This window comes from Pseudarthrobacter sp. CCNWLW207 (assembly GCF_037203945.1).
Taxonomy (GTDB): domain Bacteria; phylum Actinomycetota; class Actinomycetes; order Actinomycetales; family Micrococcaceae; genus Arthrobacter.
On the sequence record NZ_JBBCBS010000010.1, the window covers coordinates 73,302 to 95,645 of the forward strand.

Genomic DNA, 22,344 nt, shown 5'->3' on the forward strand with positions numbered 1-22,344 from the left:
GAACCGATGGCTGTGCGTTACCTCCCACTGTGGGCCGGCAGGCAGGAGCAACCGGTAGCTCAGCTGCCCGCGCCCACCCACTCAACCGTGCCGTCGGCGAAGAACTGTTCCTTCCAGATGGGCACCTGCTCCTTGATTCGGTCCACCAGTTCGGAGCAGACCGCAAAAGCCTGGCCCCGGTGCGCCGCCGAAACCGCGCACACCAGCGCGGGATCGCCGATTTCCAGCATGCCGATGCGGTGGGCAGCCCAGATCCGCACCGGCTGGGTGGAGGAGCCCTCGCCCGCGTGTTCGGCAACGAGCCGGGCGACGACGTCGGCCATCACCTGGTGGGCCGTGGGGTGGGCGCTGTAACTGAGCCGCTCGACTTGCTTGCCGCCGTCGTGGTTCCTCACCACGCCGCTGAAGCTGACCACTGCCCCGGCGGTATCCGATTCGACGGCCGCGATGGCCTGGTCCACGGAGATGGGCTCGGAGCTCAGGACTGCGTGGACTACCTCGAACATGGATTCAGTGCCCATGGCTGCCCTCCAACTGGTCGCAAAGGTGCCCGATCACGGGGTCCAGGACGGACAGTCCGTCCATGACGCCCTTGGGTGAACCGGGCAGGTTGACGATGAACGTGCCGCCGTGCGCGCCGGCATGGCCGCGACTGAGCGCTGCAAGCGGTGTTTTGGCCGCCCCTGCCCGCCGGATGGCCTCCATGATGCCCGGGATTTCCCGGTCCAGCAGGGGCAGCGTGACGTCGGGCGTGCGGTCGTCCGGGCTGAGCCCGGTGCCGCCGCTGGTAATCACGACGGCGGGACGCTGGGTGAGCAGCGCCCTGATCGCCGCGCCGACGGGCTCGCCGTCAGGCACCACCATGGCAGGGAACGCCTCGAAGCCGTGCTCGGTGAGCCAGTCGATGATGACCGGCCCGGTTTCGTCCTGGTAGATCCCGGCCGCGGCGCGTGTGGACGCGATGACCACGCCGGCTTTCCGGCCCTGGACGTCGCCATGCCGGTGCGGCTCCGGCAGGAAAGTACTTTCAGTGCTCACAGTTTCCAATCCCCGCTCTTGCCGCCGCTTTTCGCCAGCACCTTGATGTCCGTCAGTACAGCGTGCTTGTCCACGGCCTTGATCATGTCGTACACACTGAGGGCGGCAACGGAGGCCGCCGTGAGGGCCTCCATCTCCACGCCGGTGACTCCCCGGGTCTTGACCGTGGCCAGGATGGCGACCGAATCCGCCCCCAGCTCGAAATCCACGGTCACCTTGGACAGTGGCAGTGGATGGCACAGCGGGATGAGGTCGGGGGTCTTTTTGGCAGCCATGATGCCGGCGACGCGGGCCACCGCCAAGGCGTCCCCCTTGGGCAGTCCGCCCGATCCCAGCAGGCCCAGGACTTCTGCAGTGGTGTTGACGGTGGCCGTGGCGGTGGCTTCCCGGGTGGTTTCGGCTTTCTCCGACACGTCCACCATCTGCGCACTGCCGTCCTGGCGCAGATGCGTCAGCACAGGGGGGCTTTGTTCTGAATTCACAACATCCATACTTCCACCTCGTCACCCTCCACGAGAGCCGAGAGCCCAACAGGGACGTGCACCAAGGCGTTGGATCCTGCCAGTGCGTGCATCAGGTGGGAACTTTCGCCGCCTTCCAGCCGGACTGTGCCATCGTTGTGGAGGCTTCCGCGGCGGACCTGGTGCTTGTGGGCGGGTGAGGTGAGGCCGTGCGCCAGCCGGGCCCGGACAGATGTCCGGTGCGCGGGCGTTCCAAAGAGCTCGGACAAAACCGGCCGCAGGAACATTTCGAAAGACACCAGGCAGCTCACCGGATTCCCAGGAAACCCGAGGAAGGGCACGCCCTCGAACGTGCCAATCCCCTGCGGCCCTCCCGGCTGCATGGCGACGTGAACGAAGTCGGCGCCCTGCCCCTCAAGCACCTGGCGTACCACCTCGTAAGCCCCCATGCTCACGCCGCCCGTAGTGACGATCAGGTCCACCGAAGACGCTTGGCTGCCCAGCAGCGCCTGCAGTTCACCGGGGCTGTCCGTGGCAATCCGCGTGCGCACCACCGTCAGTCCTGCCTGGCGCATGGCGCTCTCCAGCAGGGTTCCATTGGAGTTGTAGATTTTGCCGGCTGGCAGCGGCTGGCCGGGTTCCACCACTTCATCGCCCGTGGTGACCAAAAGGACTGTCAACCCCTTGTGCACGGTCACTTCGTCGATACCCAGCCCTGCCAGGAGCCCCAGTTGGGCCGGTCCGAGGAAGGTCCCTGTAGCCAGCGCCTGCTCTCCCGCGGCGAGGTCGCTGCCGACGGACCGCACAAACGTTCCAGACGCCGTGGATGGCAGCCACACAGTGCTGTCCGTTTCCGGGTCCGGGAACCGGTCCGGTACTGCTTTCTCGACGGGGACGACGGCGTCCGCGCCGGCCGGGATCATGGCGCCGGTCATGATCGGGGCGGCCCAGCCCGGCTCCAATGGCGCCGGCATGGCACCGGCCGGGACCGGGGCAGCCACACGGAGCTCCGCGCCGCCGTCGGGCATTGCTGCACTGTTGACGGCAAAACCGTCCATTTGCGAGTTGGCGAACGGCGGCAGGCTGACCGGCGCCGTCACCTCGTGCGCCAGGCCCCTGCCCAGGGCATCCCGCAAGGCCACCCGTTCAGTGCGGCCCGCAGCTCGCAGCGGTGCCAGCAGCTCCACGACAGCCGTTCGGTGCTCCTCCACCGACCTGGCGCGGTGGTTGCCTGTGCGGTGCGAGCCGCCGGAGGGGACGCCGTCGTGGGCGGGCGCGTGGCCGTGCGGATGCGGGACACTGGGCATGTGACTGCTTTCGGTTGCGGCCAGTTACGGGTTCACGTCAACTCTAATGGTGTGGAAGCCGGTGGCTCCGTCGGGCGCAACGGCCCGGCGTTCCTCTGCCTGCGGTTCGCCATCCAGGTCGGTGGCGCGCACTTGGACCTCATACTGGCCGGGACTCAGTTCGATCCCGCACTTCCACTGATACCAGGTGTCCACCGAGATCCCGGGGGCAAGCTCGGCTTCCTGCCAGGCACCCCGGTTGACACGCACCTCCACCTTGCCGATCCCGGTGTGCTGGGCCCAGGCCACTCCGCCGAACATGACCGTGCCCGTGGTGATCGCCCGGCCGCTGCGCGGCACGTCGATCCGGGACGACGTTTTGATGGGGCCGTGGTCCGACCAGCCACGGGTTGTCCAGTAGGCGACGTCGTCCGCGAACCTGGTGACCTTCAGTTCCGTGAGCCATTTGGTGGCTGATACGTAGCCGTAGAGCCCGGGGACCACGAGACGCACGGGAAACCCATGCTCCAGCGGCAGCGGCTCACCGTTCATTCCTATGGCCAGGATGGCGTCCCGGCTGTCAGTGAGGACGTCCAGGGGCGTGCTCGCCGTCCAGCCGTCGGTGCTCCTGGAGAGGACCATGTCCGCGTCCGGCCGCGGCCGGGCCAGGGCAAGGAGTTCGCGGACCGGCCAGCCCAGCCAGCGGGCATTGCCGATCAAATCGCCGCCCACCTCATTGGACACGCAGGCGATGGTCACGTGGCGTTCGATCAGTGGCTTGGCCAGCAGTTGGTCGAAGGTCAGTTCGACTTCCTCAGCCACGAGGCCGGTGACGCGCAGGACCCATTTCCCGGGATCAAGCGCGGGCACTGCGAGGGCCGTGTCGATTCGGTAGAAGTCGATGTTGGGCGTCACCAACGGTTCCATGCCGTCAAGCCCTACCTCCGCGCCGGGCGGAATGGGCAGCGCGGCCGATCCCGCGGCAGGGAGCCGAAGCTGCTGGCGGGCTTCGTTCACAATGGTGGCCGCACCCCGCCACACCGTGGCGAGGGCCCCGCCCAGCGCGGTGACCGCCGCCCCGCCGGCCAGGAACTGCAGGAAGCTTCGCCGGGGCTGCCCTGCGACATCGGCATAAGCCGGGTTGTCCGGCCACCTGTGCAGCCTGCCGGTCAAAACACGCAGCAGAATCACCGCTGCCAGCGCCACCAGCAACGGAACCGCGACGGCGGCGGGGGTCGCCTGCTGCCTGGTCAGGACAGCGGCCGCCCCAGCGAGCCCAAAGACAGCTATCACCAGCGCGCCGGCAAAACGCCTGCGGTATTCGAGGACTCCCGCCAGGGCAGCCAACGCGGCGATAACGAGTGCCATCCCCACCAGCAACGCCACTTTGTCGGACGTGCCGAACACCGCAATGGCCCAGTCCTTCACTGCAGGCGGCACTGCGTCAATCACGGCTCCACCGACCGCGGTCATAGGAGATACAGCCGGGCTCACCAGGCCGGCGACCAGCTCTCCGAACACCACCCCGCCGCCCACCGCCACCACTCCGGAAGCCGCGGCCCAGCGGGCGCTCCGGTTGCCTGCACCGGCGGTTCCTGGCGTTGCCGGGGGTCGAGTGCCGCCGTCGGCCGTTCCCTCACTGCGCTCGGGTTTGTCCACAACTCCAGCATAGGTTCGCCCGCGCCCAGCGGCACTGGCCAGGCGCGAAGGCTTCGCTGATTTGCGGAGACTGGTATGTCAGTCGCGGTTCACTGCGTCACGGACGTCCTGCCCGGGCGAAACTTGGCGTAGCCTGAATTCATGAGTGTTCAGCTTGGCATGCCGCAGCCACGCGACGCCGCAGGCGCCTCCCTGCCGCCCAGGCCTGCCGCGCGCCCTGCCGATGCCCCTGCGGGGCTGGTGGACCGCTACGGCCGCAGGGCAACAGACATGAGGCTGTCGCTGACGGACAAGTGCAACCTGAGGTGCACCTACTGCATGCCTGCCGAGGGCCTGGAGTGGCTGGCCAAGCAGGCGGTCATGTCAGCTGAGGAGATCGTTCGGATTGTCCGAATCGGCGTCGACAGGCTGGGGGTCAGGGAGCTTCGGCTGACCGGCGGCGAACCTCTTGTCCGGCATGACCTCGTGGAGATAATCGCCGCGCTCCGGAACAACCACCCCGATTTGCCGATCTCCATGACAACCAATGGGGTGGGCCTGACCAAAAAGGCCGCCGCGCTGAAGGCGGCCGGACTGACCCGCATCAATGTCTCCCTGGACTCGCTGCATGAGGAGACCTTCACCAAGCTGACCCGCAGGCCATTCCTCGACCAGGTGCTGGCCGGGGTGGATGCTGCGTGGGCTGCCGGCCTGGGGCCGGTCAAACTCAACGCCGTACTCATGCGGGGCATCAACGATGCGGAGTCGCCATCGCTGCTGGCATGGGCGCTGGACCGAGGTTACGAACTGCGCTTCATCGAGCAGATGCCCTTGGACGCCGACCACGGCTGGACCCGGCGGAACATGATCACTGCTGCCGAGATCCGTTCGCTGCTTTCCGTGGACTATGTCCTAAGCCCGGATCCGCGTGCCCGCGACGGTGCCCCCGCGGAACGCTTTGAAGTACGACGCCGGGTGGCCGGGTCTGAGGACGCGCACGGGCCCGTGCTGGGCACCGTGGGAATCATCGCCTCCGTCACTGAGCCTTTCTGTTCTGATTGCCGCAGGACCCGGATCACCGCCGAAGGCAAGATCATGAGCTGCCTTTTCTCCAGGGAAGAGTTTGACCTCCTGGGGCTCCTGCGGGAGGGGGCCAGCGATGACGCCTTGGCTGAACGGTGGCAGGACGCCATGTGGGTCAAACCCAAGGCACACGGCATGGACCACGTGGGCCTGGACGCCCCGGATTTCGTCCAGCCTGATCGCAGCATGAGCGCCATCGGAGGCTGAATTCTTGAACGTACGATACTTCGCTGCCGCGCGCGCCGCTGCCGGTGTGGAAGAGGAGCAATTCGAGTTGCCCGTCGGCGCCACGGTTGAGTCGCTGCTCGAGGCCGTGCTGGCTGTGCAGCGCCCCGAACCGCCGGCCGGAACTCCTCCTCTGCCGCGCATCCTTTCACGGAGCAGCTTCCTGCTCAACGAGGTGGCTGTGCGGGACCGGGGTGTGGCACTTCAGCCAGGAGATGTGGTGGACGTCCTCCCGCCGTTCGCCGGGGGCTAGGCCCTTCCGTTTACACTCGTTCTGTTTACACTCGCGCGAACGCATACTTGCTGGCTTCGCGGGCGCGGCCAAAGCCCACTGCGAATGTGGTCTTGGACGGGGCCGGGAGGTTATCCACATAGGCGATTTGCTGTGCTGTTTTTGTTGGTGCGTCGCTGGATGATGGGGGTATGGAGAAGTCAACAGCGGACGGTGCCTTGGAGGTCATTAGGGCTTCTGTCGCTGCGCTTGCCGTCGTTGTTCCAGGTCCGGAATCCGCTGGTGCCTGCGTTCCGGATCCGCTGAGGGCTGAGGCTGATGGCTGGCTGGACTCCCTTCAGGAGGCGTGCCGGCTGCAGGCTGCCACGGCTGCCTTTATCGTTCACGCCGCTGCCGGGTTCGCCGACGCAACGCGGGCGATGTCCCCTCCGGATGAGCAGCCGCACCAGCGCCTTGCGCAGGAGATGGGCATCGTCTCGGAACTCGCGTGTGTGATGACGGTCAGCGAACGGACTGCCTCAGCCCTGCTGGGGCAGTCACACGAGCTGATCACCACACTGCCGCTGACGTTGGCTGCGCTGCAGGAGGGGGACCTGTCGTGGCAGCACGCGCGGGTCATGGTCGATGAAACGACCGACCTGGATGCGGCTGGCGCGGCGGCGTTGGAAGCCCACTTTCTGGACCCGGACGCACCGGACGCAGCCAAGAGGTGCCCGGCCGGTGGCCTGGTCCCGTCCAGGTTCCGGGCCAATGCCAGGGCGTGGCGGGAACGGCACCATCCGGAGAGCATCGAGAGACGCCATGCCAAAGGCTTCCTGGACCGAAGGCTGGAGTACGCCCCGGACCGGGACGGCATGGCCTGGCTTTCGGCCTACCTTCCAGCGGACCAGGCCGCCGGGATCTGGAACCGCACCACAGCAGCAGCCCGGGCACTCCAGGGCCCGGCGGAGGGCCGGACCCTGACCCAGCTGCGCGCCGACGTCGCCGCCAAACTGCTCCTCGGCGCCGGCTTCACCCCCAGCAGCCCGGCAGATGGCAGCACCGACACGGCCTCCGGCAACGTTTTGGTCACCGACGTGGACGCGGTCCCTGTGTCCTCACCGGCTGCGCAGGTCCTGGTGACGGTGCCGGTGTTCGCGCTGATGGGGCTGACGGACGAACCTGCCGATCTTGACGGGTACGGGCCGATCCCGGCGTCCATGGCCCGGAAGCTGGTCGCTGACGGGTCGTCCTCATTTCGCCGAATACTGGTTGACCCCCGTGATGGGGCGCCGCTGGAGATCGGCCGGAACAGCTACCGCATCCCGCCGGCGATGCGGCAATGGCTAAGACTTAGGGACCGGCAGTGTTCGTTTCCTGGCTGCAACAACCAGTCATTGGACAACGAAGCGGACCACATTCTGGCTTGGGCTGACGGCGGGACCACCGGCCTATCCAACCTCGGGCAACTTTGCCGCAAACACCACCGGCTCAAGCACACCACAACCTGGACCCCCACCGGCGCCTGCAATGACAAACCACCCGGCTGGACATCACCCACCGGCAGGCACTACCCGAGCGAACACCACGACTGGGAACCACCCCAACTGCCTGCTGCGCTGCAGGATGCAGTGAATGATCGGAAACGTGAGCCTTCCATGGACCTGGAACATGTCTCCGATCCGGACCTGGCGATAGCAAAAGTCCGCGGACCCAGTTGGTAGTAAATCCGTACGCGTGCTGTACGGAGAATGGCCGAACTGTGCTGTTGCCGAGGATTGTCACTCTTGGGGTGATGTTCCGGGTGCGCCAAGGACAATTCCGAGTGCTATGGCCAGCAGTGCTGCGCGGCTCCGCACCCCACAGTTTTCAAAGATCTGTTTGAACTGGTCCTGGACCGTATAGGCACGTGCTCGCCCCCGCTGACGCGAGCTCCAAGAGTTCCCGTTGGCGCGGCGTCAGGCCGAAAGACCGCGCAAACATGTCCAGTCTGGCCGCCGGAGGGCACTCCTGGATGGTCACGGCCAAGGGCGGTGTTGAACCGGAACCTGCAGACGCCATTCGGCTAGCCCTCAGCATGGCCCACCTCCCGGAGCCGATGTGCACACGGGCTCCTGCATCATGATCATCGACGCCCGCCTCCCGCGCCAGCAGTTGTGCAGCCACATTCAGGACCTCAGCCGGCACGGCCTGAAAGGGGCGCGGCCCGGGCTGAAGCAACTCCAGCCATTCCCTGGTCGACGCCGTCTCGCCCACGACCGCCATCTCTTCGTCCAGGGTGAGCACGGCCTGCGGCGGCAGCTCACCGCGCCCCTTGTCGCCATTCGGTAGCGTCGCGACTGGATCGTCCGGTAGACGGCGCTTGTCCCTCTTAATCGCCTCGAATTGCCGGGCTATCGACCGTCTCAAGGCGGGCGTCAGCTCCTTTGCCACGTCAGCGAGATACCCGGCTTCTGTGTCAGAAAATGGGTCTTGGCCATCCCGCCGCCACAGGTCGAGCCACCCCCAGCACCCGTGTTTGTCCGCAAAGACAGTGGACAGGATATCCGCGATTCCGTATCGCCTCAGGACGCCGTTCCACAGCAGGCTCTTGGACAGGTCACCATCGGTGGCGTGCAGCAAAGTTGTGGCCTGCGCCCCCGAAGCCGCCAGGCCGGTCCATCTGGCTGGCAACGACACGTACTTCAGCCGGATAACCAGCGGCAATTCCTCCGGGCACGGAATTCGCGCGCGCGGTGCAATGCCGGTAGCGGTCACCGGATCACAGAGGGGCCAGACGAAGGCATCAAACGGCACTATCCGGCCCACCTCAGCCAGTACCTCGACGCGCAGGGCCTGATGGTCCAGGTTGGAATCGCCGGGGGTCAAGTCGCTCAGGAGCCGAATCCGATCCAGGCTCCGGGTGAGCGTCCAGGCAGTGGTCATTTCCCCAGTATGCGCCCGAGTTCAGCCGCCAACGCGTCGACCGGCGTACTCCAGATTTCTGGGATACCGGCAACCGGGAGGTGCGCCTACTTTGGGCAGTGTCCATGAAAATTGACGCCGGAACAGGTGGCCGTCGGACCCTAAGGAGAATGCCGAAATGTTCACCCTCCAGATAGAACACAGCATCAAGGACTTTGAGATGTGGAAGGCCGCTTTTGACCGCGATCCGGTGAACCGCGCGGCCTCGGGGGTAGTGTCCCACAGGGTATGTCGGCCGGTGGACGACGCCCACTATGTGGTGGTGGAACTGGACTTCGCCGCGCTCGAGCAGGCCGAGCGGTTACTGGCAAACCTCAAGGCCACGGTGTGGAATTCGCCAGTCGCCGCTCCCGCCTTGGCCGGGGCGCCACGGACGCGGATTCTGGAAACCACTGGCTGAAGGGTCGCGCTTTCACCGCGCCCAGCTGTACGTTCACGGCCATTGCGAGGCCGCACTTTACGTACGCGCTAAGACGGGGCAGTCAGGCCCGGCGGCACTCCGAAGTCATAAAAGGCACGAAGTGGGGTGCGTCCCCGAGGCGCAGCTCTGCGGTGTGCGTGAGCACCCCGTTGTCCACCCGGAATGTATGGCGTGCGGTCCCCCGGTCACTATGGCGCTCCACTCGAAGGACCCCATCAACCCACGTGCAGCGGACCGGAGCCCCTGGAGGCAGCCCCAGGCTGTCCACGTAATACCAAAGAACGTCGTCGTGATCGGGGTCGACCGTGAAGACACCGTGTCCTTCAAAATGGGTGCCGTCCGCTTCCGTATGCCGGTAGCTCTGCACCACCGCGTAGCCACCGGCCGCCCGGGTGTAATTCACTTCCGCTTCGGCGGTTCGTTCGGGGCCCCACGCGGACGCCGCAAGCCGCGTGGTTCCGCGCCAGTGTCCCAGGAAGTCCTCGAGTACAGCGTGCACGGTGCCACTCTGCGGCCGGTTCATAGCTCCATTATGTCGGGGCGCAGCAACATCCCGCTCAGAGCCCGAAAGTCTCGGTTTCCTCAAACGGGCCAACCACTGTGACCGTACGCGGCGCTGCGGCGAGCTCCTTCGCAAGGTCCTGGACTTCCTCGGCCGTGACGGCCTTGATCAGCCGCAGGGTCTCATCGATGTCCTGGTACTCGCCGGACACCAGTTCGGCGCGGCCCAGCCGGGACATGCGTGACCCGGTGTCCTCCAGGGCAAGGACAATTCCGCCACAGAGCTGGCCCACGGCCTTGCGGAGTTCGTCGTCGGAAATCCCGCCTTCGGCGAGCTTGTCCAGCTCGGCACCGAGGAGATCCAGCACCTGGCGGACCTTCGATGGTGTGCATCCGGCATACATCCCGAAGTAGCCGGCGTCGGCGTAGGAGGATGCGAAAGAGTAGGTGGAGTACACCAGGCCGCGCTTCTCGCGGATTTCCTGGAAGAGGCGCGAGGACATGCCGCCGCCCAGAACAGCGTTGAGAACGCTCATGACGTAGCGGCGGTCATCCGTGGCCACTATGGTGGGGCAGCCCATGATGATGTTTGCCTGTTCCACCGCACGCTTGACCACATGCAGGCCGGCAGTGCCGGTGATGTCCGCCCGCTCAGTGGAGCGCCGCTCCACGGGGGCTGCGTCTGGCTCAAGCGACCAGCCGGCGGCGTGGAGCGCCTCCACCACCAGGCCGCAGACGACGTCGTGCTCAAGGCCTCCAGCAGCGGTGATGACCAGCTCGTCCGGGCGGTAGTACCGGCGGTAATGCTCCCAGACGGAGTCGCGGGCAACCGCCCGGATGGCTGCGGGGGTGCCGCCGATGGGGCGGCCCAGCGGATGCGTGCCCAGCACGGCAGCCACAAAGTTTTCGTGTGCCACGTCCGTGGGGTCGTCACTGTCCATGGCGATTTCTTCGAGGATGACGTCGCGTTCCTGCTCCATTTCGGCGGGATCCAGGACGGCGCCGGTGATCATGTCGGCAATGACGTCAATGGCCATAGGCAGATCGGAGTCCAGCACGCGTGCGAAGTAGCAGGTGCTCTCCTTGGCGGTGGCGGCATTGGATTCCCCGCCCACCTCGTCGAATGCCGAGGCGATTTCCAGGGCCGTGCGCCGCTTGGTGCCCTTGAACAGCAGGTGTTCGAGGAAGTGCGTTGAACCGTGCTGTCCCGGGGCCTCGTCGCGCGACCCGACACCCACCCAAAAACCGATCGTTGCCGAGCGCTGGCCCGGCATCGCCTCGGTGAGCACCCGAACGCCGCCGGGGAGCACCGAACGCCTGACGACGGAGCCGCCGTCGGTTCCGTGGACGAAGGTGTCACCGGGCTGGTTCTGCTCAAGCGGCAGGGGTACAACAGTCATTGAAGCCTTTCGGGAGCGGCAGCCGGATCTGGCTGCCATCGTAACAGCGGCGGGGCCGGTGGATCATCCACCGGCCCCGCCGATTCATGCTGTGTGGTGCAGGAGCCGATTACTCGGAGTCTGCAGAGCCCTCTGCCCCGGCGGAAGCGTGAACGCGCTCGGGCTCGCCGGCGCCTTCCTCTTCAGCCACAACGGGTGAGAGAGACAGCTTTCCGCGGTCGTCGATCTTGGTGATTTCCACCTGGATCTTCTGGCCCACGGACACAACGTCATCAACGTTGTCCACGCGCTTGCCGCTGGCCAGCTTGCGCAGCTCGGAGATGTGCAGCAGGCCGTCCTTGCCCGGAGTCAGGGAAATGAAGGCACCGAAGGTGGTGGTCTTGACGACCGTACCCAGGTAACGCTCGCCGATTTCCGGGACCTGCGGGTTGGCAATGGCGTTGATGGCGGAGCGTGCTGCGTCAGCAGACGGACCGTTCGTGGCGCCAATGTAGACCGTGCCGTCGTCCTCGATGGAGATGTCGGCTCCGGTGTCTTCCTGGATCTGGTTGATCATCTTGCCCTTGGGCCCAATGACCTCGCCGATCTTGTCAACCGGGATCTTGACCGCGATGACGCGCGGCGCGAACTCGGAGAGTTCATCCGGGGTGTCGATCGCGGAGTTGATGACATCCAGGATGTGCAGGCGGGCTTCGCGGGCCTGCTTCAGTGCTGCTGCCAGCACGGAGGCGGGGATGCCGTCGAGCTTGGTGTCTAGCTGGATGGCCGTGACGAACTCGGAAGTACCGGCAACCTTGAAGTCCATATCGCCGAAAGCATCTTCGGCACCCAGGATGTCCGTGAGGGCTGCGTAGCGGGTCTGGCCGTCAACCTGGTCGGAGACCAGGCCCATGGCGATACCTGCAACTGCTGCCTTCAGCGGCACACCTGCGTTGAGCATGGACAGCGTCGAGGCGCAGACCGAACCCATCGACGTCGAACCGTTGGAGCTGAGGGCCTCCGACACCTGGCGGATGGCGTACGGGAATTCCTCGCGGGACGGCAGCACCGGCACGAGTGCGCGCTCTGCCAGGGCACCGTGGCCGATTTCGCGGCGCTTGGGCGAGCCCACGCGGCCGGTCTCACCGGTGGAGTACGGCGGGAAGTTGTAGTTGTGCATGTAGCGCTTGCGCGTTACGGGAGACAGCGAGTCGATCTGCTGTTCCATCTTCAGCATGTTCAGCGTGGTGACACCCATGATCTGGGTCTCGCCGCGCTCGAAGATGGCCGAACCGTGGACGCGGGGCAGAACCTCGACCTCGGCGGTGAGCTGGCGGATGTCCGTCAGGCCACGGCCGTCGATGCGGATCTGGTCCTTGAGGATGCGCTGGCGCACAACGTGCTTGGTGACCGAGCGGAACGCTGCGGACAGCTCCTTCTCGCGGCCTTCGAACTGGCCGGCCAGGGAAGAGGTGACCTCGTCCTTCAGTGCGTCCGAAGCGGTGTCGCGCTCCTGCTTGTCAGCGATCTGGAAGACAGCGGCGAGCTTCTCGGCGGCAGCAGCCTCAACAGCGGCGTAGACGTCGTCCTCGTAGTCGAGGAAGACCGGGAACTCGACGGTCGGCTTGGCAGCACGGGCGGCGAGGTCGGCCTGGGCGTCGCACAGTGCCTTGATGAACGGCTTGGCAGCCTCGAGGCCTTCGGAGACAACCTCTTCGGTGGGAGCGGTGGCGCCCTGTTCCTTGATGAGGTTCCAGGAGTTATCCGTGGCCTCGGCTTCGACCATCATGATGGCGACGTCGTCACCGGCGATACGGCCGGCCACAACCATGTTGAACACGGAGTTCTCAAGCTGGGAGTGCTTCGGGAAAGCAACCCACTGGGAGCCGTTCTCGTCAGCGACGAGGGCAACGCGGACGCCGCCGATCGGGCCGGAGAAAGGCAGGCCGGAGAGCTGGGTGGACATGGAGGAAGCATTGATGGCCACGACGTCGTAGAGCTCGTCTGGGTTGATCGCCAGGACGGTGACCACGATCTGGACCTCGTTGCGCAGGCCCTTGATGAAGGCGGGGCGCAGGGGGCGGTCCATCAGGCGGCAGGCCAGGATGGCTTCGGTGGACGGGCGGCCTTCGCGGCGGAAGAACGAGCCCGGGATGCGGCCGGCAGCGTACATGCGCTCTTCGACGTCGACCGTCAGGGGGAAGAAGTCGAAGCCTTCGCGCGGGTGCTTGCCGGCAGTGGTTGCGGACAGCAGCGCGGTGTCTTCGTCGATGTACACCATGGCTGCGCCGGCTGCCTGCTTGGCGAGGCGGCCGGTTTCAAAGCGGATTACACGCTTGCCAAAGCGGCCATTGTCAATGACTGCTTCTGAGAACTGGATTTCGGGACCCTCCAAGAGAGTCACCTCCGTTTCTTGATTTGAACGGAAGTCCAGCCGCATCAACCCAGCCCAGCATCTGTCTACTGGCCTGCACTGCACCCGGTCATCGATCGAGACCCACGGGCCGGGCTTCAGTCAACGAAGCTTCCCGGGGATCACTACCGAGGACCGCGAATGCGTGATGCGGTTGATCCTCCTGTTTAGTTTTTCTACTGAAGAAGGCGGCCCGTTCCGGCAAAGGAAAGGGCCGCCCCTAAATCAGACTAGCGGCGCAGGCCGAGACGCTCGATGAGCGCGCGGTAGCGGGCGATGTCAGTCTTCTTGAGGTAGGTGAGCATGCGCTTGCGACGACCAACCATGGCCAGCAGACCGCGCTGGGTGTGGAAGTCGTGCTTGTGCTCCTTCATGTGCTCAGTGAGATCCTTGATCCGCTGAGTCAGGACTGCAACCTGGACCTCCGGTGAACCGGTGTCGCCTTCGCCGGTTGCGTATTCCTTGATGATGGACTGCTTTACAGCGGCGTCAAGTGCCACAATAACTCCTAGAGATGTGCCGTGAGGCCCGAATCAGTAATTCACTGCCGGGTGTGCCAGCGCGGGAATCCCTGGGAAATTCCCGGAGTCCCTGCACATAACAAGAACCAGCCGCCACGGACTGCAGCCGGATCCAACGTTTAGTTTACCGGCATGCCGCGCGGGTTGTCGAAACCGCGGCCCTCCAGCCGTTCCCGGATGGCGGCCACGCCGCGGTGGACTTCCTCGAAGGACGTGCTCAGCGGCGACAAACCGATCCGGATTCCCTGGGGTGCGCGGAAGTCAGGGATGACGTCCTGCTCCCACAGTTCAGCCGTCACGTCGCGGAACGCCGGATGGTCCACCGTGATGTGGCTCCCCCGCTGCTGCGGGTCGCGCGGTGATGTCAATCTGACGCCAAGGGGTTCCAGCCATGCTTCGAACAGTTCCACGGCAAAGCCGGTGAGCTTGAGCGACTTTTCCCGAATTGCCGCCATGCCGGCTTCTTCGATGAGGTCCAAGGTGCCGCGCATCGCGAGCATCCCAAAAATGGCCGGTGTGCCGCTGAGGAAACTCCGGATCCCGGGCGCGGGCTCGTAGCCGGCGGCCATCTCAAACGAGTCTTTGCGGCCCATCCAGCCCCAGATCGGCTGCTGAAGCGCCGGCAGGTGCCGGCTGTTGACGTACGCGAAGGCCGGTGAACCCGGGCCGCCGTTGAGGTACTTGTACGTACATCCGGCTGCGAAATCGACGCCGGCGCCGTCCAGGTCGATCTCCACCGAGCCTGCGGAATGGCAGAGATCCCAGACCACTACGGCACCGGCGTCATGGACGGCGGCAGTAATGGCTTCCAGGTCGGCAAGGAACCCTGAGCGGTAGGCCACGTGGCTCAAAAGTACGACGGCGGTGGCAGGGCCGGTTGCCTCCCTCACCTGCGCAACCGTCACCCCGGCCGAGGGATCGGATTCGATCCACCGCAGGGTCAGTCCTTCCTCGCGGGCGATGCCCTCCACGAGGTAACGGTCAGTGGGGAAATTATCGGTGTCCAGGACGATTTCGGTGCGCTCAGGGTCGCCCACTGCTGCCACGGCCGCGCGGAGGAGCTTATAGAGCACCACTGTTGTTGAGTCGGCGATGACGGTCTGGCCCGGGGCGGCGCCGAGGACGGCGCGCCCCAGTTGGTCGCCAATGGTGTGCGGGAGTTCAAGCCATTCCTCGTCCCAGCCACGGATCAGTCGTCCGCCCCAGCTGTCCCGGATGAAGTCACTGATGTCCTGCGGCGTGCGCTTGAGCGGGCGGCCCAGCGAGTTGCCGTCCAAGTAGGACAGTGGCGTGTCGGTGCCGATAAAGAGGTCCCGGTAGGGAGCCAACGGGTCCGCGGCATCCAGTTCTGCCGCCCGCCGGAGGAGGGCGCCGCCGTCGGGGTCCTGCCGTGTTTCCTGTCCGTTCACCTTCCCGGCATCCATGCTCACTGGCCGATCTCCGTCCGGACGGCGAAGAGTTCGGGGAAGAAGGTCAGCTCAAGTGCTTTCTGCAGGAAAGCGGCACCGCTGGAGCCTCCTGTTCCGGACTTCATGCCGATGGTCCGTTGCACGGTGCGGAGGTGCCGGAAACGCCATAGCTGGAAGTTGTCCTCAAGGTCCACGAGCTCTTCGCAGGCCTCGTAGGCTCCCCAGTTATCGGCAGCGTTTTCATAGATGTGCTTAAACAGCGGCACCAGTTCCGGGCAGAATTCGTGGGCGCGCGTGACGTCCCGCTCCAGGACGGAGAGGGGCACGTCGAAGCCCTGCCGTGCGAGGTAGGACAGGAATTCGTCGTAGATGCTGGGGGCAGTGAGCAACTCCTCCAGCATGGAGTGCGCCTCGGGATCGGATTCGAACACCGGCAGCATCTTGCGGTTCTTGTTGCCGAGGATAAATTCGACGGCCCGGTACTGGCTGGACTGGAAGCCTGATGAGTTGCCGAGGAAGCCGCGGAACTGGGAGTACTCCGTGGGCGTGAGCGTGGCCAGGACCGACCACTGTTCCGTGAGCGTCTTCTGGATGTGCTTGACCCTGGCGATTCCCTTCAGCGCGGAGCCGAGGTCGTCGGCGCGGAGCCAGGCCGCTGCGCTGCGGAGTTCATGAAGCACCAGCTTTAGCCACAGCTCGGTGGTCTGGTGCTGGATGATAAACAGCAGTTCGTCGTGGTGTTCGGGTTTACTGACGGGCTGTTGGGCGCTGAGGAGGGTGGGCAACTGCAAGTACGAGGCGTAGCTCATGCGGGAACTGAAATCGCGGACAATGCCCTTGTCCAGTTTCCTGGTGTTCTTTTCAACGGTCACTTCGGCTGCCTTTCCTGGCGGGTGCTCCGATCAGCGGCGGACCAGGAGATCATGGGCCTGGACCACGTCCAGGCGCATCTGGTCCACCAGTGCCTCAGGCCCACGATAGGCCACCATCCCCCGGAGCCTGGCCACGAATTCCACCACTACTGTCTGGCCGTACAGATCGAAGTCCTCCACGGACTCGTCCGGACGGTCGATCACATGGGCTTCGACCTGGCGGCTGACGCCGTCAAATGTGGGGTTGGAACCAACTGAAATGGCCGCAGGCCAGCGGGTGCCGGCCTGGTCAACGAGCCACCCGGCGTAGATTCCGTCAGCAGGGATGAGCCCGGTTGCTTCATGGGCGAGGTTGGCCGTGGGGAAACCAAGCGCCCGTCCCCGGGCAGCACCGTGGACCACCTCGCCGCGCATCCGGTGCGGGCGGCCGAGCACGGCAGCGGCCGTGGCGACGTCGCCCTCCCGCAGTGCCTCACGCACCCAGGTGGAGGAGCAGCGGCGGTCCTTGCCGTCGTCGTCATGCAGGGGGTAGCCCTCCGAGCCGAACTCGCTGATGACCTGGACGTCGAAACCGAATTTCTCGCCGAGCTGCTTCATGGTGTCCAGGTCGCCGGAGTTGCCGCGGCCAAAACGGGCGTCGTGGCCGATCACCACGTGGCTGGCGTGGAGGCTGTCAACGAGGACCTGGCCCACGAACTCCTCGGCCGTAAGGGCCGCCAGGTTCAGGGAGTATTTCATCACCAGGATGGCGTCCAGGCCCAGTTCCCCCAGGGCTTCGAGTTTGTCGTGCAGGCCCATGATCATCTCGGGCGCCGACTCCGGACGGTGGATCACTGCGGGGTGGGGATCGAAGGTCACCGCTACGGCTTTGGTGCCGTTGCGGCGGGCGGACCGGATCAGCTGGGACAGCACCTGCTGGTGGCCGCGATGGACGCCGTCGAAGTTGCCGAAAGTGACAACGGATGGACCGAAGTCCGCCGGGACCTCGGACGGATCGTTCCAGATGTAGACCATCACCCTCGCCTTTTACTGCCTGCAACTGACATGTACGCGGCGCCTGACCGGCGCCGGAACTCTCTAAGATTACCCGGTATCACGGGCCCACCAGGACGGCGCCGCGGACGTGGGCGGCCGGCCGGCCCGGGAGCGGAAAACGATCAAGCCACTGCTTGGCGTTTGCCCGGGCGCCGCCTGTACAGCCAGGCCAGGCCAAGGATCGGCAGCACCAGCGGAATAAAGGCATACCCCCGGCCAAACAAAGACCAGACGGTTTCGTGCGGGAACTGCACCGGGTCAAACACGCTCAGTGCTCCCACTACCACCACGCCCACCAATTCCACCAGCACCGCAGCCAGCGAGACCTTGAACCAGGTACTTCCGGGCTTGGCCAGGGAGACGGTAGCCACCACGTACACGAGGGCGGCGAATGCTGAGAGCAGGTAGGCCAGCGGCGCCTCGGAGAATTTCGTCAGGATCTGGTAGCCGGCCCGGGCGGTGGCGGAGATGGCGAACACAGCATAGACGGCGATCAGGAGCCTGCCGGGGCCGGTGTTCCGCGTGTCCTTGGCAGATGGGTTTGCCTTGTCCGGCGTCGCTTCGGAGCGAGGTGATTTCACGTTGCGGGCTTCTTCCACTTCAGTACCAGATCTGGTTCATTCGGGCGGCCATAACCAGGGCGGTCACCCCGACGGCGGCCAGGACAAAGTTGCTCCAGCGGGTCCGTTCCAGGATGGACCAGTAGACGGCGGCGGGTGGCAGGAGCATGGCTGTAACCAGGTAGCCCCAGAACTCCCAGGCTTCGCCTGCGATTGGTTCGCCGGCCATCACCCTGACAATGGAGCCCACGAGGTAGACCACGAGGGCCAGTTCGACGCCGGCAACGGACAGGATGGTGAGGTCGTTGGGGGCCTTCTTGAGGATTCCGGCCACCAGGCAGATGCCGCTGGAGAGGAGGCCGACAGCCAGGATGATATAGAAGTATGCGTCCATGCCTAGGACTCCCGGGTGCCATTGCCGGGCGCGAAAACCAGCACAGGTTTGGCAAAGTTGCCCGAATCCGCCAGGAGCGCCACGAGGCTGCCATCAGGGGCAAAAGCTGCGGCTGGATGATCAGCGGTGGCGGCCTTGGGACTGCCTGCTTCGGCGCCAGCTGCGATCCTGCGGCCGAAGGAGATCTCCGTGGTTTCCTCGGCGGTGAGCTCCCTGTTGGGCATCAGCGCCCTGGCGGCCTCGGACATCTCCAGGACCTGGAGTTCCTCGGCCAACTGTTCCAAGGTCCGTGCCTGCTCCAGCGAATAGGGGCCAACGTGGGTGCGGCGGAGCGCCGTCAAGTGCCCGCCGACACCCAGCGCGTTTCCCAGGTCCCTGGCCAGGGCGCGGATGTACGTGCCGGAGGAGCACTCCACGGTGACGTCGATGTCCACTACGGTGGAGTCCGTTTGCCCGGTGCCGGCTCCCCGGTGGATGCTGTGCACTTCGAAGCGGTGAATCGTGACGGGGCGGGCAGCGAGCTTGACCTCTTCGCCGGAGCGAACCCGGGCGTACGCCCGTTCGCCGTTGACCTTGATCGCACTGACGCTGCTGGGCACCTGCTGGATCAGCCCCGTAAGGGCCGCGACGCCGTCGTGAATGGCCTCATCCGTAACCGCGGCAGCGCTGGTGGAGGCAACGACGTCGCCCTCGGCATCGTCAGTGACAGTTGACTGGCCCAGCCGGATGGTGGCGGTGTACGTCTTGGAGGTGCCCACGATGTAGGTGAGCAGGCGCGTGGCCTTGTTAATGCCCACCACCAGGACACCCGTGGCCATAGGATCCAGCGTCCCTGCATGCCCCACTTTCCGGGTTCCGGCGATGCGCCGCATCCGACCAACCACATCATGGCTGGTCCATCCCTGCGGTTTGTCCACTATCACCAGTCCAGAAAGCACGCCTCCCAGTATATCGGCGCCGACGCCGGACCCGGCCCACACTCCCGGGGCCAGATCAAGGCCTGCCCCGGATCCTGGCCACGGCTAGGATGGCAATCATGCCTGAGCTTGCCGCGCACGCGCGTGACGTACCCGTCAACCAGATCCGCGAAATCACCGAGGCCGCCTGGCGCAGTCCCGGGGCGATCGTCCTGAGTATCGGCGAGCCGGGCTTCGCACTCCCCCGCCACGTCCTTGAAGCCGGAATGGCATGCCTGGACAGGGACGAGACCAACTACACACCCAACGCCGGCATCCCGGCACTCCGCGAAGCGTTTGCTGCCAGGTTCAGCGCCGGCGTCAGCCATGGCATCGGCGCCGAGCGGGTGTACGTAGTGGCCGGCGCGCAGCAGGGCCTGCACCTTGCCATGAGCCTGCTGCTCTCCCCCGGCGATGAGATCCTGATCCCCAACCCCGGCTACCCAACGTTCGCCATGACCAGCCGGCTCCTCAGCGCCGTCCCGGTGGGGTATCCGCTGTATCCGGAGGAGGACTTCCAGCCCCGGATCCAGGACATCGAGGCCCTCATCACGGACCGGACGCGCGTGCTCATGCTGAACTCGCCCTCCAATCCCTTGGGCGCAGTCCTCGGCGAGGAACTAACCCGGCAACTCGTGGAACTCGCCCGCCGGCACGACCTCTGGATCATTTCCGATGAATGCTACGAGGCTTTCACCTACGATGTTCCCCACGTCAGCCCGGCGCGGTTCGATAGCGACGAGCCCGGTGAGGCGCGCGTCTTCACGTCCCTGACGCTGTCCAAGACGTACGGCCTGACCGGCCTCCGGATTGGTGCCCTGGTCTGCCCGCCCGGGCTGGAGCAGAAGATGAACAACGTGATGGAGTCGATTGTCTCCTGCGTTGCGTCGCCCTCGCAGTATGCGGCGCTCGCGGCCCTTACCGGACCGCAGGACTACGTCCGGGACACCCACGCCCACTACCGGGCCAACAGGGATGCGGCTTCGGCCATCCTCGACGCCAAGGGGATTCCGTACTTGAGCGCGCAAGGGGCCTTCTATCTCTGGGCCGACGTTTCCCACGTGAGCGACGGCGACGTCCGGGGTTGGGTCCGCCGGTTCCTCGCCGGCTCGGGGGTGGCGCTGGCGCCGGGAACGGCCTTCGGCTCGATCGGCGAGGGTTGGGTGCGGATCGCGCTGTGCGGCGGTCTGGACGAGTTGGTGGAGGGCGTTGGCCGGTTGCCGGAGCGGACCTGAGTCAAGAACCCTAACTGCGGCTGCCGGCCAACGCCCCATCCAGCCAAGAGCGAAGCGCCGCCGCAGGCGCCGCCCCCGCCTGCCGGGCTACCACTCTTCCGTCGACGATAACCATCAGCGTGGGGATGGCCTGCACGTCGAACCGCCGGGAAAGCTGCGGGGAACGGTCAACGTCCACCTTAACGAGCTTGATCCGGCCGGCCCGTTCCACGGCAAGTTTGTCCAGCACCGGGCTCACCATCCGGCAAGGACCGCACCAGGCAGCCCAGAAATCGATGAGTGCGGGAACCGGGGACCGTTCTGCAATCAAGGTGAAGTTGTGATCGCCAGCGGTAACGATCCAGGGCAGGTCCAACCGGCAACTGCCGCAGCGTGGACGGCCGCCGGCATCGGCGGGAACCCTGTTGGTCTTCCCGCAGTTGGGGCACTTGATGAGCGTTGGTTCCACTGCGCCGGGCTCCACTGGGCACTCTGCCTTCCGGGTCAGTAGTGTGTGCGGCGCCTATTGCGCCGCCACGCTTCAAACGGGGCGTCCGACGCCGACACAGCAGCCTGGGCGACCGGCAACAGTTCCGGCCGGGTGCCGCTGAAATAGTCATAGAACACGGCGTCGTCGAAGCCTGCTGCCGCGGCACCGTGCCGGTCGGCGGCGAAGTAGACACGGTCGATGCGGGCCCAGAGGGCGGCCGCCAGGCACAACGGGCATGGCTCACAACTGGTGTAGAGAACAGCCCCGCGCAGATCAAACTTCGCTGTGGCCGCCGCGGCCGTCCGGATCGCTACGACTTCCGCGTGTGCCGTGGGGTCGTTGTCCCGGGTGACGCGGTTGATGCCTTGATGGACGCGTCCGTCCACGGTCACCACCAGCGCACCGAAGGGACCACCGCCGTCGGCAACGTTCTTCACGGCCAGTTCAACGGCCTGTTCCAGGTATCGGGAAGCTTCATGGTTCTCGCTCGCCAGGGTCATAGCTAGATCCTAGCCCGGCAAACGCTGGAAGGCCCGGACTGCAGTTGCAGTCCGGGCCTTCCTGTAAGCCACGCTGTGGTGCGTCAGAGGCCTACTTGTTGCCGTCTTCGTCGAGTTCTTCGTCGTCGGTGACGTCAAGGTCCTCTTCGTCGAAATCGTCCTCGTCGATCTCCACATCGGCAGGTACGTCACGCTTGTAGGGATCGGCGTCGCCGGCGTGCTTGGCTTTCTCGGCGAGGGCGGCAACCTCGGCGTCGCGCTTCTTCGCGGCCCGGAGGAGTTCCTCGAGGTTGGAGGCAACCACGGGAATCTGGTCGGCCACGAATTCAAGGCTGGGAGTCAGCCGGACCGTTACGTTCCGGCCCACTTCCTGGCGAAGCACGCCTTTGGCCTTCTCAAGACCCTTGGCAGCATCAGCCTGGACAGCCTGGTCACCAAACACGGTGTAGTAGAGGGTGGCGTGCTGCAGGTCGTTGGTCACCCGGGCATCGGTAATAGTGATGCCTTCAAGCCGAGGATCCTTAACCTTCCGGCCCAGGGCCTCGGCAACAACAACCTTAATCCGCTGCGCCAACTTGGCAGCCCGTGCGGGATCAGCCATGAACAACTCCTAAAAATTTGGATGTACGACGGCGGCTTGGCGGCTGCGTCGCACGTTTAGTTTGGATGCCACGCGCCTCAGGCGAGCCTACGACGGACCCGCGTTGGGTTTTTCCGGCGGCCTGGGAGTGGCATCGGGCCTGTCGGAGCCGGGCGGCTGGCGATCGCAGATC

General features: G+C 65.5%; 24 protein-coding genes. 5 read left to right on the top strand and 19 right to left on the bottom strand.

Features of this window, described 5'->3' with window-relative positions; translation table 11 throughout:
• Positions 1–59 precede the first annotated feature (59 nt).
• Genes V9L17_RS16825 through V9L17_RS16845 form a run of 5 tightly spaced genes read right to left on the bottom strand, consistent with a single transcriptional unit; the run spans position 60 to position 4,258 of the window.
• Entirely contained in the window at positions 60–521 is a 462-nt protein-coding gene (locus tag V9L17_RS16825; RefSeq protein WP_337347620.1) for a molybdenum cofactor biosynthesis protein MoaE, read from the bottom strand.
• Positions 511–1,038 (bottom strand): MogA/MoaB family molybdenum cofactor biosynthesis protein, encoded by a 528-nt coding sequence (locus V9L17_RS16830; RefSeq protein WP_337347619.1) that lies wholly within the window; start codon positions 1,036–1,038, stop codon positions 511–513. Before V9L17_RS16830 ends, V9L17_RS16825 begins: the two co-directional genes overlap by 11 nt.
• Positions 1,035–1,529 (bottom strand): cyclic pyranopterin monophosphate synthase MoaC, encoded by a 495-nt coding sequence (gene moaC / locus V9L17_RS16835; protein WP_337347618.1) that lies wholly within the window; start codon positions 1,527–1,529, stop codon positions 1,035–1,037. The genes V9L17_RS16830 and moaC overlap by 4 nt, the downstream gene beginning before the upstream one ends.
• Positions 1,517–2,806 carry a molybdopterin molybdotransferase MoeA gene (locus tag V9L17_RS16840; RefSeq protein ID WP_337347617.1) on the bottom strand — a complete coding sequence of 430 codons (1,290 nt, stop codon included), beginning with the start codon at positions 2,804–2,806 and terminating at the stop codon, positions 1,517–1,519. Before V9L17_RS16840 ends, moaC begins: the two co-directional genes overlap by 13 nt.
• 24 nt (positions 2,807–2,830) lie before the next feature.
• Positions 2,831–4,258, bottom strand: a complete 1,428-nt coding sequence (locus tag V9L17_RS16845) for a molybdopterin-dependent oxidoreductase (RefSeq protein WP_337352253.1) — start codon at positions 4,256–4,258, stop codon at positions 2,831–2,833.
• Between the two features lie 327 nt (positions 4,259–4,585).
• Between V9L17_RS16845 and moaA the strand changes: the two genes are divergently transcribed.
• The 3 genes from moaA (at position 4,586) to V9L17_RS16860 (ending at position 7,666) form a co-directional block, all read left to right on the top strand.
• Positions 4,586–5,713: a GTP 3',8-cyclase MoaA gene (gene moaA / locus V9L17_RS16850; protein WP_337352233.1), complete on the top strand. Its 1,128-nt coding sequence runs from the start codon at positions 4,586–4,588 to the stop codon at positions 5,711–5,713.
• Positions 5,714–5,717: 4 nt separating this feature from the next.
• Positions 5,718–5,984 carry a MoaD/ThiS family protein gene (locus tag V9L17_RS16855; protein ID WP_337347615.1) on the top strand — a complete coding sequence of 89 codons (267 nt, stop codon included), beginning with the start codon at positions 5,718–5,720 and terminating at the stop codon, positions 5,982–5,984.
• Positions 5,985–6,154: 170 nt separating this feature from the next.
• The gene (locus tag V9L17_RS16860; protein ID WP_337352234.1) at positions 6,155–7,666 is read left to right on the top strand and encodes an HNH endonuclease signature motif containing protein; all 1,512 of its coding nucleotides are present in this window, start codon (positions 6,155–6,157) and stop codon (positions 7,664–7,666) included.
• A gap of 145 nt (positions 7,667–7,811) precedes the next feature.
• Here V9L17_RS16860 and V9L17_RS16865 read toward each other — a convergent pair whose 3' ends face one another.
• Entirely contained in the window at positions 7,812–8,867 is a 1,056-nt protein-coding gene (locus V9L17_RS16865; protein ID WP_337352235.1) for a LuxR family transcriptional regulator, read from the bottom strand.
• A gap of 157 nt (positions 8,868–9,024) precedes the next feature.
• Here V9L17_RS16865 and V9L17_RS16870 point away from each other — a divergent pair, with 157 nt between their 5' ends.
• On the top strand, positions 9,025–9,306 hold the full coding sequence (locus tag V9L17_RS16870) for a hypothetical protein (RefSeq protein ID WP_337352236.1): 282 nt from the start codon (positions 9,025–9,027) through the stop codon (positions 9,304–9,306).
• An 82-nt stretch (positions 9,307–9,388) separates the two neighbouring features.
• Here V9L17_RS16870 and V9L17_RS16875 read toward each other — a convergent pair whose 3' ends face one another.
• The 10 genes from V9L17_RS16875 to truB all read right to left on the bottom strand — a co-directional run bounded on the left by V9L17_RS16875 (position 9,389) and on the right by truB (position 19,349).
• Positions 9,389–9,850 (bottom strand): DUF1579 family protein, encoded by a 462-nt coding sequence (locus V9L17_RS16875; protein WP_337352237.1) that lies wholly within the window; start codon positions 9,848–9,850, stop codon positions 9,389–9,391.
• A 34-nt stretch (positions 9,851–9,884) separates the two neighbouring features.
• Positions 9,885–11,228 carry a M16 family metallopeptidase gene (locus tag V9L17_RS16880; protein WP_337352238.1) on the bottom strand — a complete coding sequence of 448 codons (1,344 nt, stop codon included), beginning with the start codon at positions 11,226–11,228 and terminating at the stop codon, positions 9,885–9,887.
• 109 nt (positions 11,229–11,337) lie between these two features.
• Complete coding sequence (locus V9L17_RS16885; RefSeq protein ID WP_337347693.1) at positions 11,338–13,602, bottom strand: polyribonucleotide nucleotidyltransferase; 2,265 nt, start codon at positions 13,600–13,602, stop codon at positions 11,338–11,340.
• A gap of 248 nt (positions 13,603–13,850) precedes the next feature.
• Positions 13,851–14,120, bottom strand: a complete 270-nt coding sequence (rpsO, locus tag V9L17_RS16890; RefSeq protein WP_310166300.1) for a 30S ribosomal protein S15 — start codon at positions 14,118–14,120, stop codon at positions 13,851–13,853.
• A 140-nt stretch (positions 14,121–14,260) separates the two neighbouring features.
• Complete coding sequence (kynU, locus tag V9L17_RS16895; RefSeq protein ID WP_337352254.1) at positions 14,261–15,565, bottom strand: kynureninase; 1,305 nt, start codon at positions 15,563–15,565, stop codon at positions 14,261–14,263.
• A 2-nt stretch (positions 15,566–15,567) separates the two neighbouring features.
• Complete coding sequence (gene kynA / locus V9L17_RS16900; protein WP_337352239.1) at positions 15,568–16,422, bottom strand: tryptophan 2,3-dioxygenase; 855 nt, start codon at positions 16,420–16,422, stop codon at positions 15,568–15,570.
• A gap of 30 nt (positions 16,423–16,452) precedes the next feature.
• On the bottom strand, positions 16,453–17,436 hold the full coding sequence (locus tag V9L17_RS16905; protein WP_337347611.1) for a bifunctional riboflavin kinase/FAD synthetase: 984 nt from the start codon (positions 17,434–17,436) through the stop codon (positions 16,453–16,455).
• 143 nt (positions 17,437–17,579) lie between these two features.
• Positions 17,580–18,038 carry a hypothetical protein gene (locus tag V9L17_RS16910; RefSeq protein ID WP_337352240.1) on the bottom strand — a complete coding sequence of 153 codons (459 nt, stop codon included), beginning with the start codon at positions 18,036–18,038 and terminating at the stop codon, positions 17,580–17,582.
• A gap of 19 nt (positions 18,039–18,057) precedes the next feature.
• Positions 18,058–18,411: a hypothetical protein gene (locus V9L17_RS16915; protein ID WP_337352241.1), complete on the bottom strand. Its 354-nt coding sequence runs from the start codon at positions 18,409–18,411 to the stop codon at positions 18,058–18,060.
• 2 nt (positions 18,412–18,413) lie between these two features.
• The gene (gene truB / locus V9L17_RS16920) at positions 18,414–19,349 is read right to left on the bottom strand and encodes a tRNA pseudouridine(55) synthase TruB (protein ID WP_337352242.1); all 936 of its coding nucleotides are present in this window, start codon (positions 19,347–19,349) and stop codon (positions 18,414–18,416) included.
• Between the two features lie 98 nt (positions 19,350–19,447).
• On the opposite strand from truB, the gene V9L17_RS16925 reads away from it, so the two are divergent.
• Positions 19,448–20,602 (top strand): pyridoxal phosphate-dependent aminotransferase, encoded by a 1,155-nt coding sequence (locus V9L17_RS16925; protein WP_337352243.1) that lies wholly within the window; start codon positions 19,448–19,450, stop codon positions 20,600–20,602.
• Between the two features lie 10 nt (positions 20,603–20,612).
• Here the strand turns inward: V9L17_RS16925 and trxA are convergent, their stop codons facing one another.
• From trxA to rbfA, 3 genes are all read right to left on the bottom strand, one after another.
• Positions 20,613–21,050, bottom strand: a complete 438-nt coding sequence (trxA, locus tag V9L17_RS16930) for a thioredoxin (RefSeq protein WP_337352255.1) — start codon at positions 21,048–21,050, stop codon at positions 20,613–20,615.
• A 35-nt stretch (positions 21,051–21,085) separates the two neighbouring features.
• Complete coding sequence (locus tag V9L17_RS16935) at positions 21,086–21,571, bottom strand: nucleoside deaminase (RefSeq protein ID WP_337352244.1); 486 nt, start codon at positions 21,569–21,571, stop codon at positions 21,086–21,088.
• A 91-nt stretch (positions 21,572–21,662) separates the two neighbouring features.
• Positions 21,663–22,172, bottom strand: a complete 510-nt coding sequence (gene rbfA, locus V9L17_RS16940; protein WP_337347604.1) for a 30S ribosome-binding factor RbfA — start codon at positions 22,170–22,172, stop codon at positions 21,663–21,665.
• Between the last annotated feature and the right edge of the window lie 172 nt (positions 22,173–22,344).

Bases quoted from the DNA above. Each gene is read 5' to 3' on its own strand.
- V9L17_RS16825 (WP_337347620.1), bottom strand. From the start codon at position 521: ATGGGCACTGAATCCATGTTCGAGGTAGTCCACGCAGTCCTGAGCTCC.
- moaC (WP_337347618.1), bottom strand. From the start codon at position 1,529: ATGGATGTTGTGAATTCAGAACAAAGCCCCCCTGTGCTGACGCATCTG.
- V9L17_RS16840 (WP_337347617.1), bottom strand. From the start codon at position 2,806: ATGCCCAGTGTCCCGCATCCGCACGGCCACGCGCCCGCCCACGACGGC.
- V9L17_RS16845 (WP_337352253.1), bottom strand. From the start codon at position 4,258: ATGACCGCGGTCGGTGGAGCCGTGATTGACGCAGTGCCGCCTGCAGTG.
- moaA (WP_337352233.1), top strand. From the start codon at position 4,586: ATGAGTGTTCAGCTTGGCATGCCGCAGCCACGCGACGCCGCAGGCGCC.
- V9L17_RS16860 (WP_337352234.1), top strand. From the start codon at position 6,155: ATGGAGAAGTCAACAGCGGACGGTGCCTTGGAGGTCATTAGGGCTTCT.
- V9L17_RS16865 (WP_337352235.1), bottom strand. From the start codon at position 8,867: ATGACCACTGCCTGGACGCTCACCCGGAGCCTGGATCGGATTCGGCTC.
- V9L17_RS16870 (WP_337352236.1), top strand. From the start codon at position 9,025: ATGTTCACCCTCCAGATAGAACACAGCATCAAGGACTTTGAGATGTGG.
- V9L17_RS16875 (WP_337352237.1), bottom strand. From the start codon at position 9,850: ATGAACCGGCCGCAGAGTGGCACCGTGCACGCTGTACTCGAGGACTTC.
- V9L17_RS16880 (WP_337352238.1), bottom strand. From the start codon at position 11,228: ATGACTGTTGTACCCCTGCCGCTTGAGCAGAACCAGCCCGGTGACACC.
- kynU (WP_337352254.1), bottom strand. From the start codon at position 15,565: ATGGATGCCGGGAAGGTGAACGGACAGGAAACACGGCAGGACCCCGAC.
- V9L17_RS16905 (WP_337347611.1), bottom strand. From the start codon at position 17,436: ATGGTCTACATCTGGAACGATCCGTCCGAGGTCCCGGCGGACTTCGGT.
- V9L17_RS16915 (WP_337352241.1), bottom strand. From the start codon at position 18,411: ATGGACGCATACTTCTATATCATCCTGGCTGTCGGCCTCCTCTCCAGC.
- V9L17_RS16925 (WP_337352243.1), top strand. From the start codon at position 19,448: ATGCCTGAGCTTGCCGCGCACGCGCGTGACGTACCCGTCAACCAGATC.
- V9L17_RS16935 (WP_337352244.1), bottom strand. From the start codon at position 21,571: ATGACCCTGGCGAGCGAGAACCATGAAGCTTCCCGATACCTGGAACAG.
- rbfA (WP_337347604.1), bottom strand. From the start codon at position 22,172: ATGGCTGATCCCGCACGGGCTGCCAAGTTGGCGCAGCGGATTAAGGTT.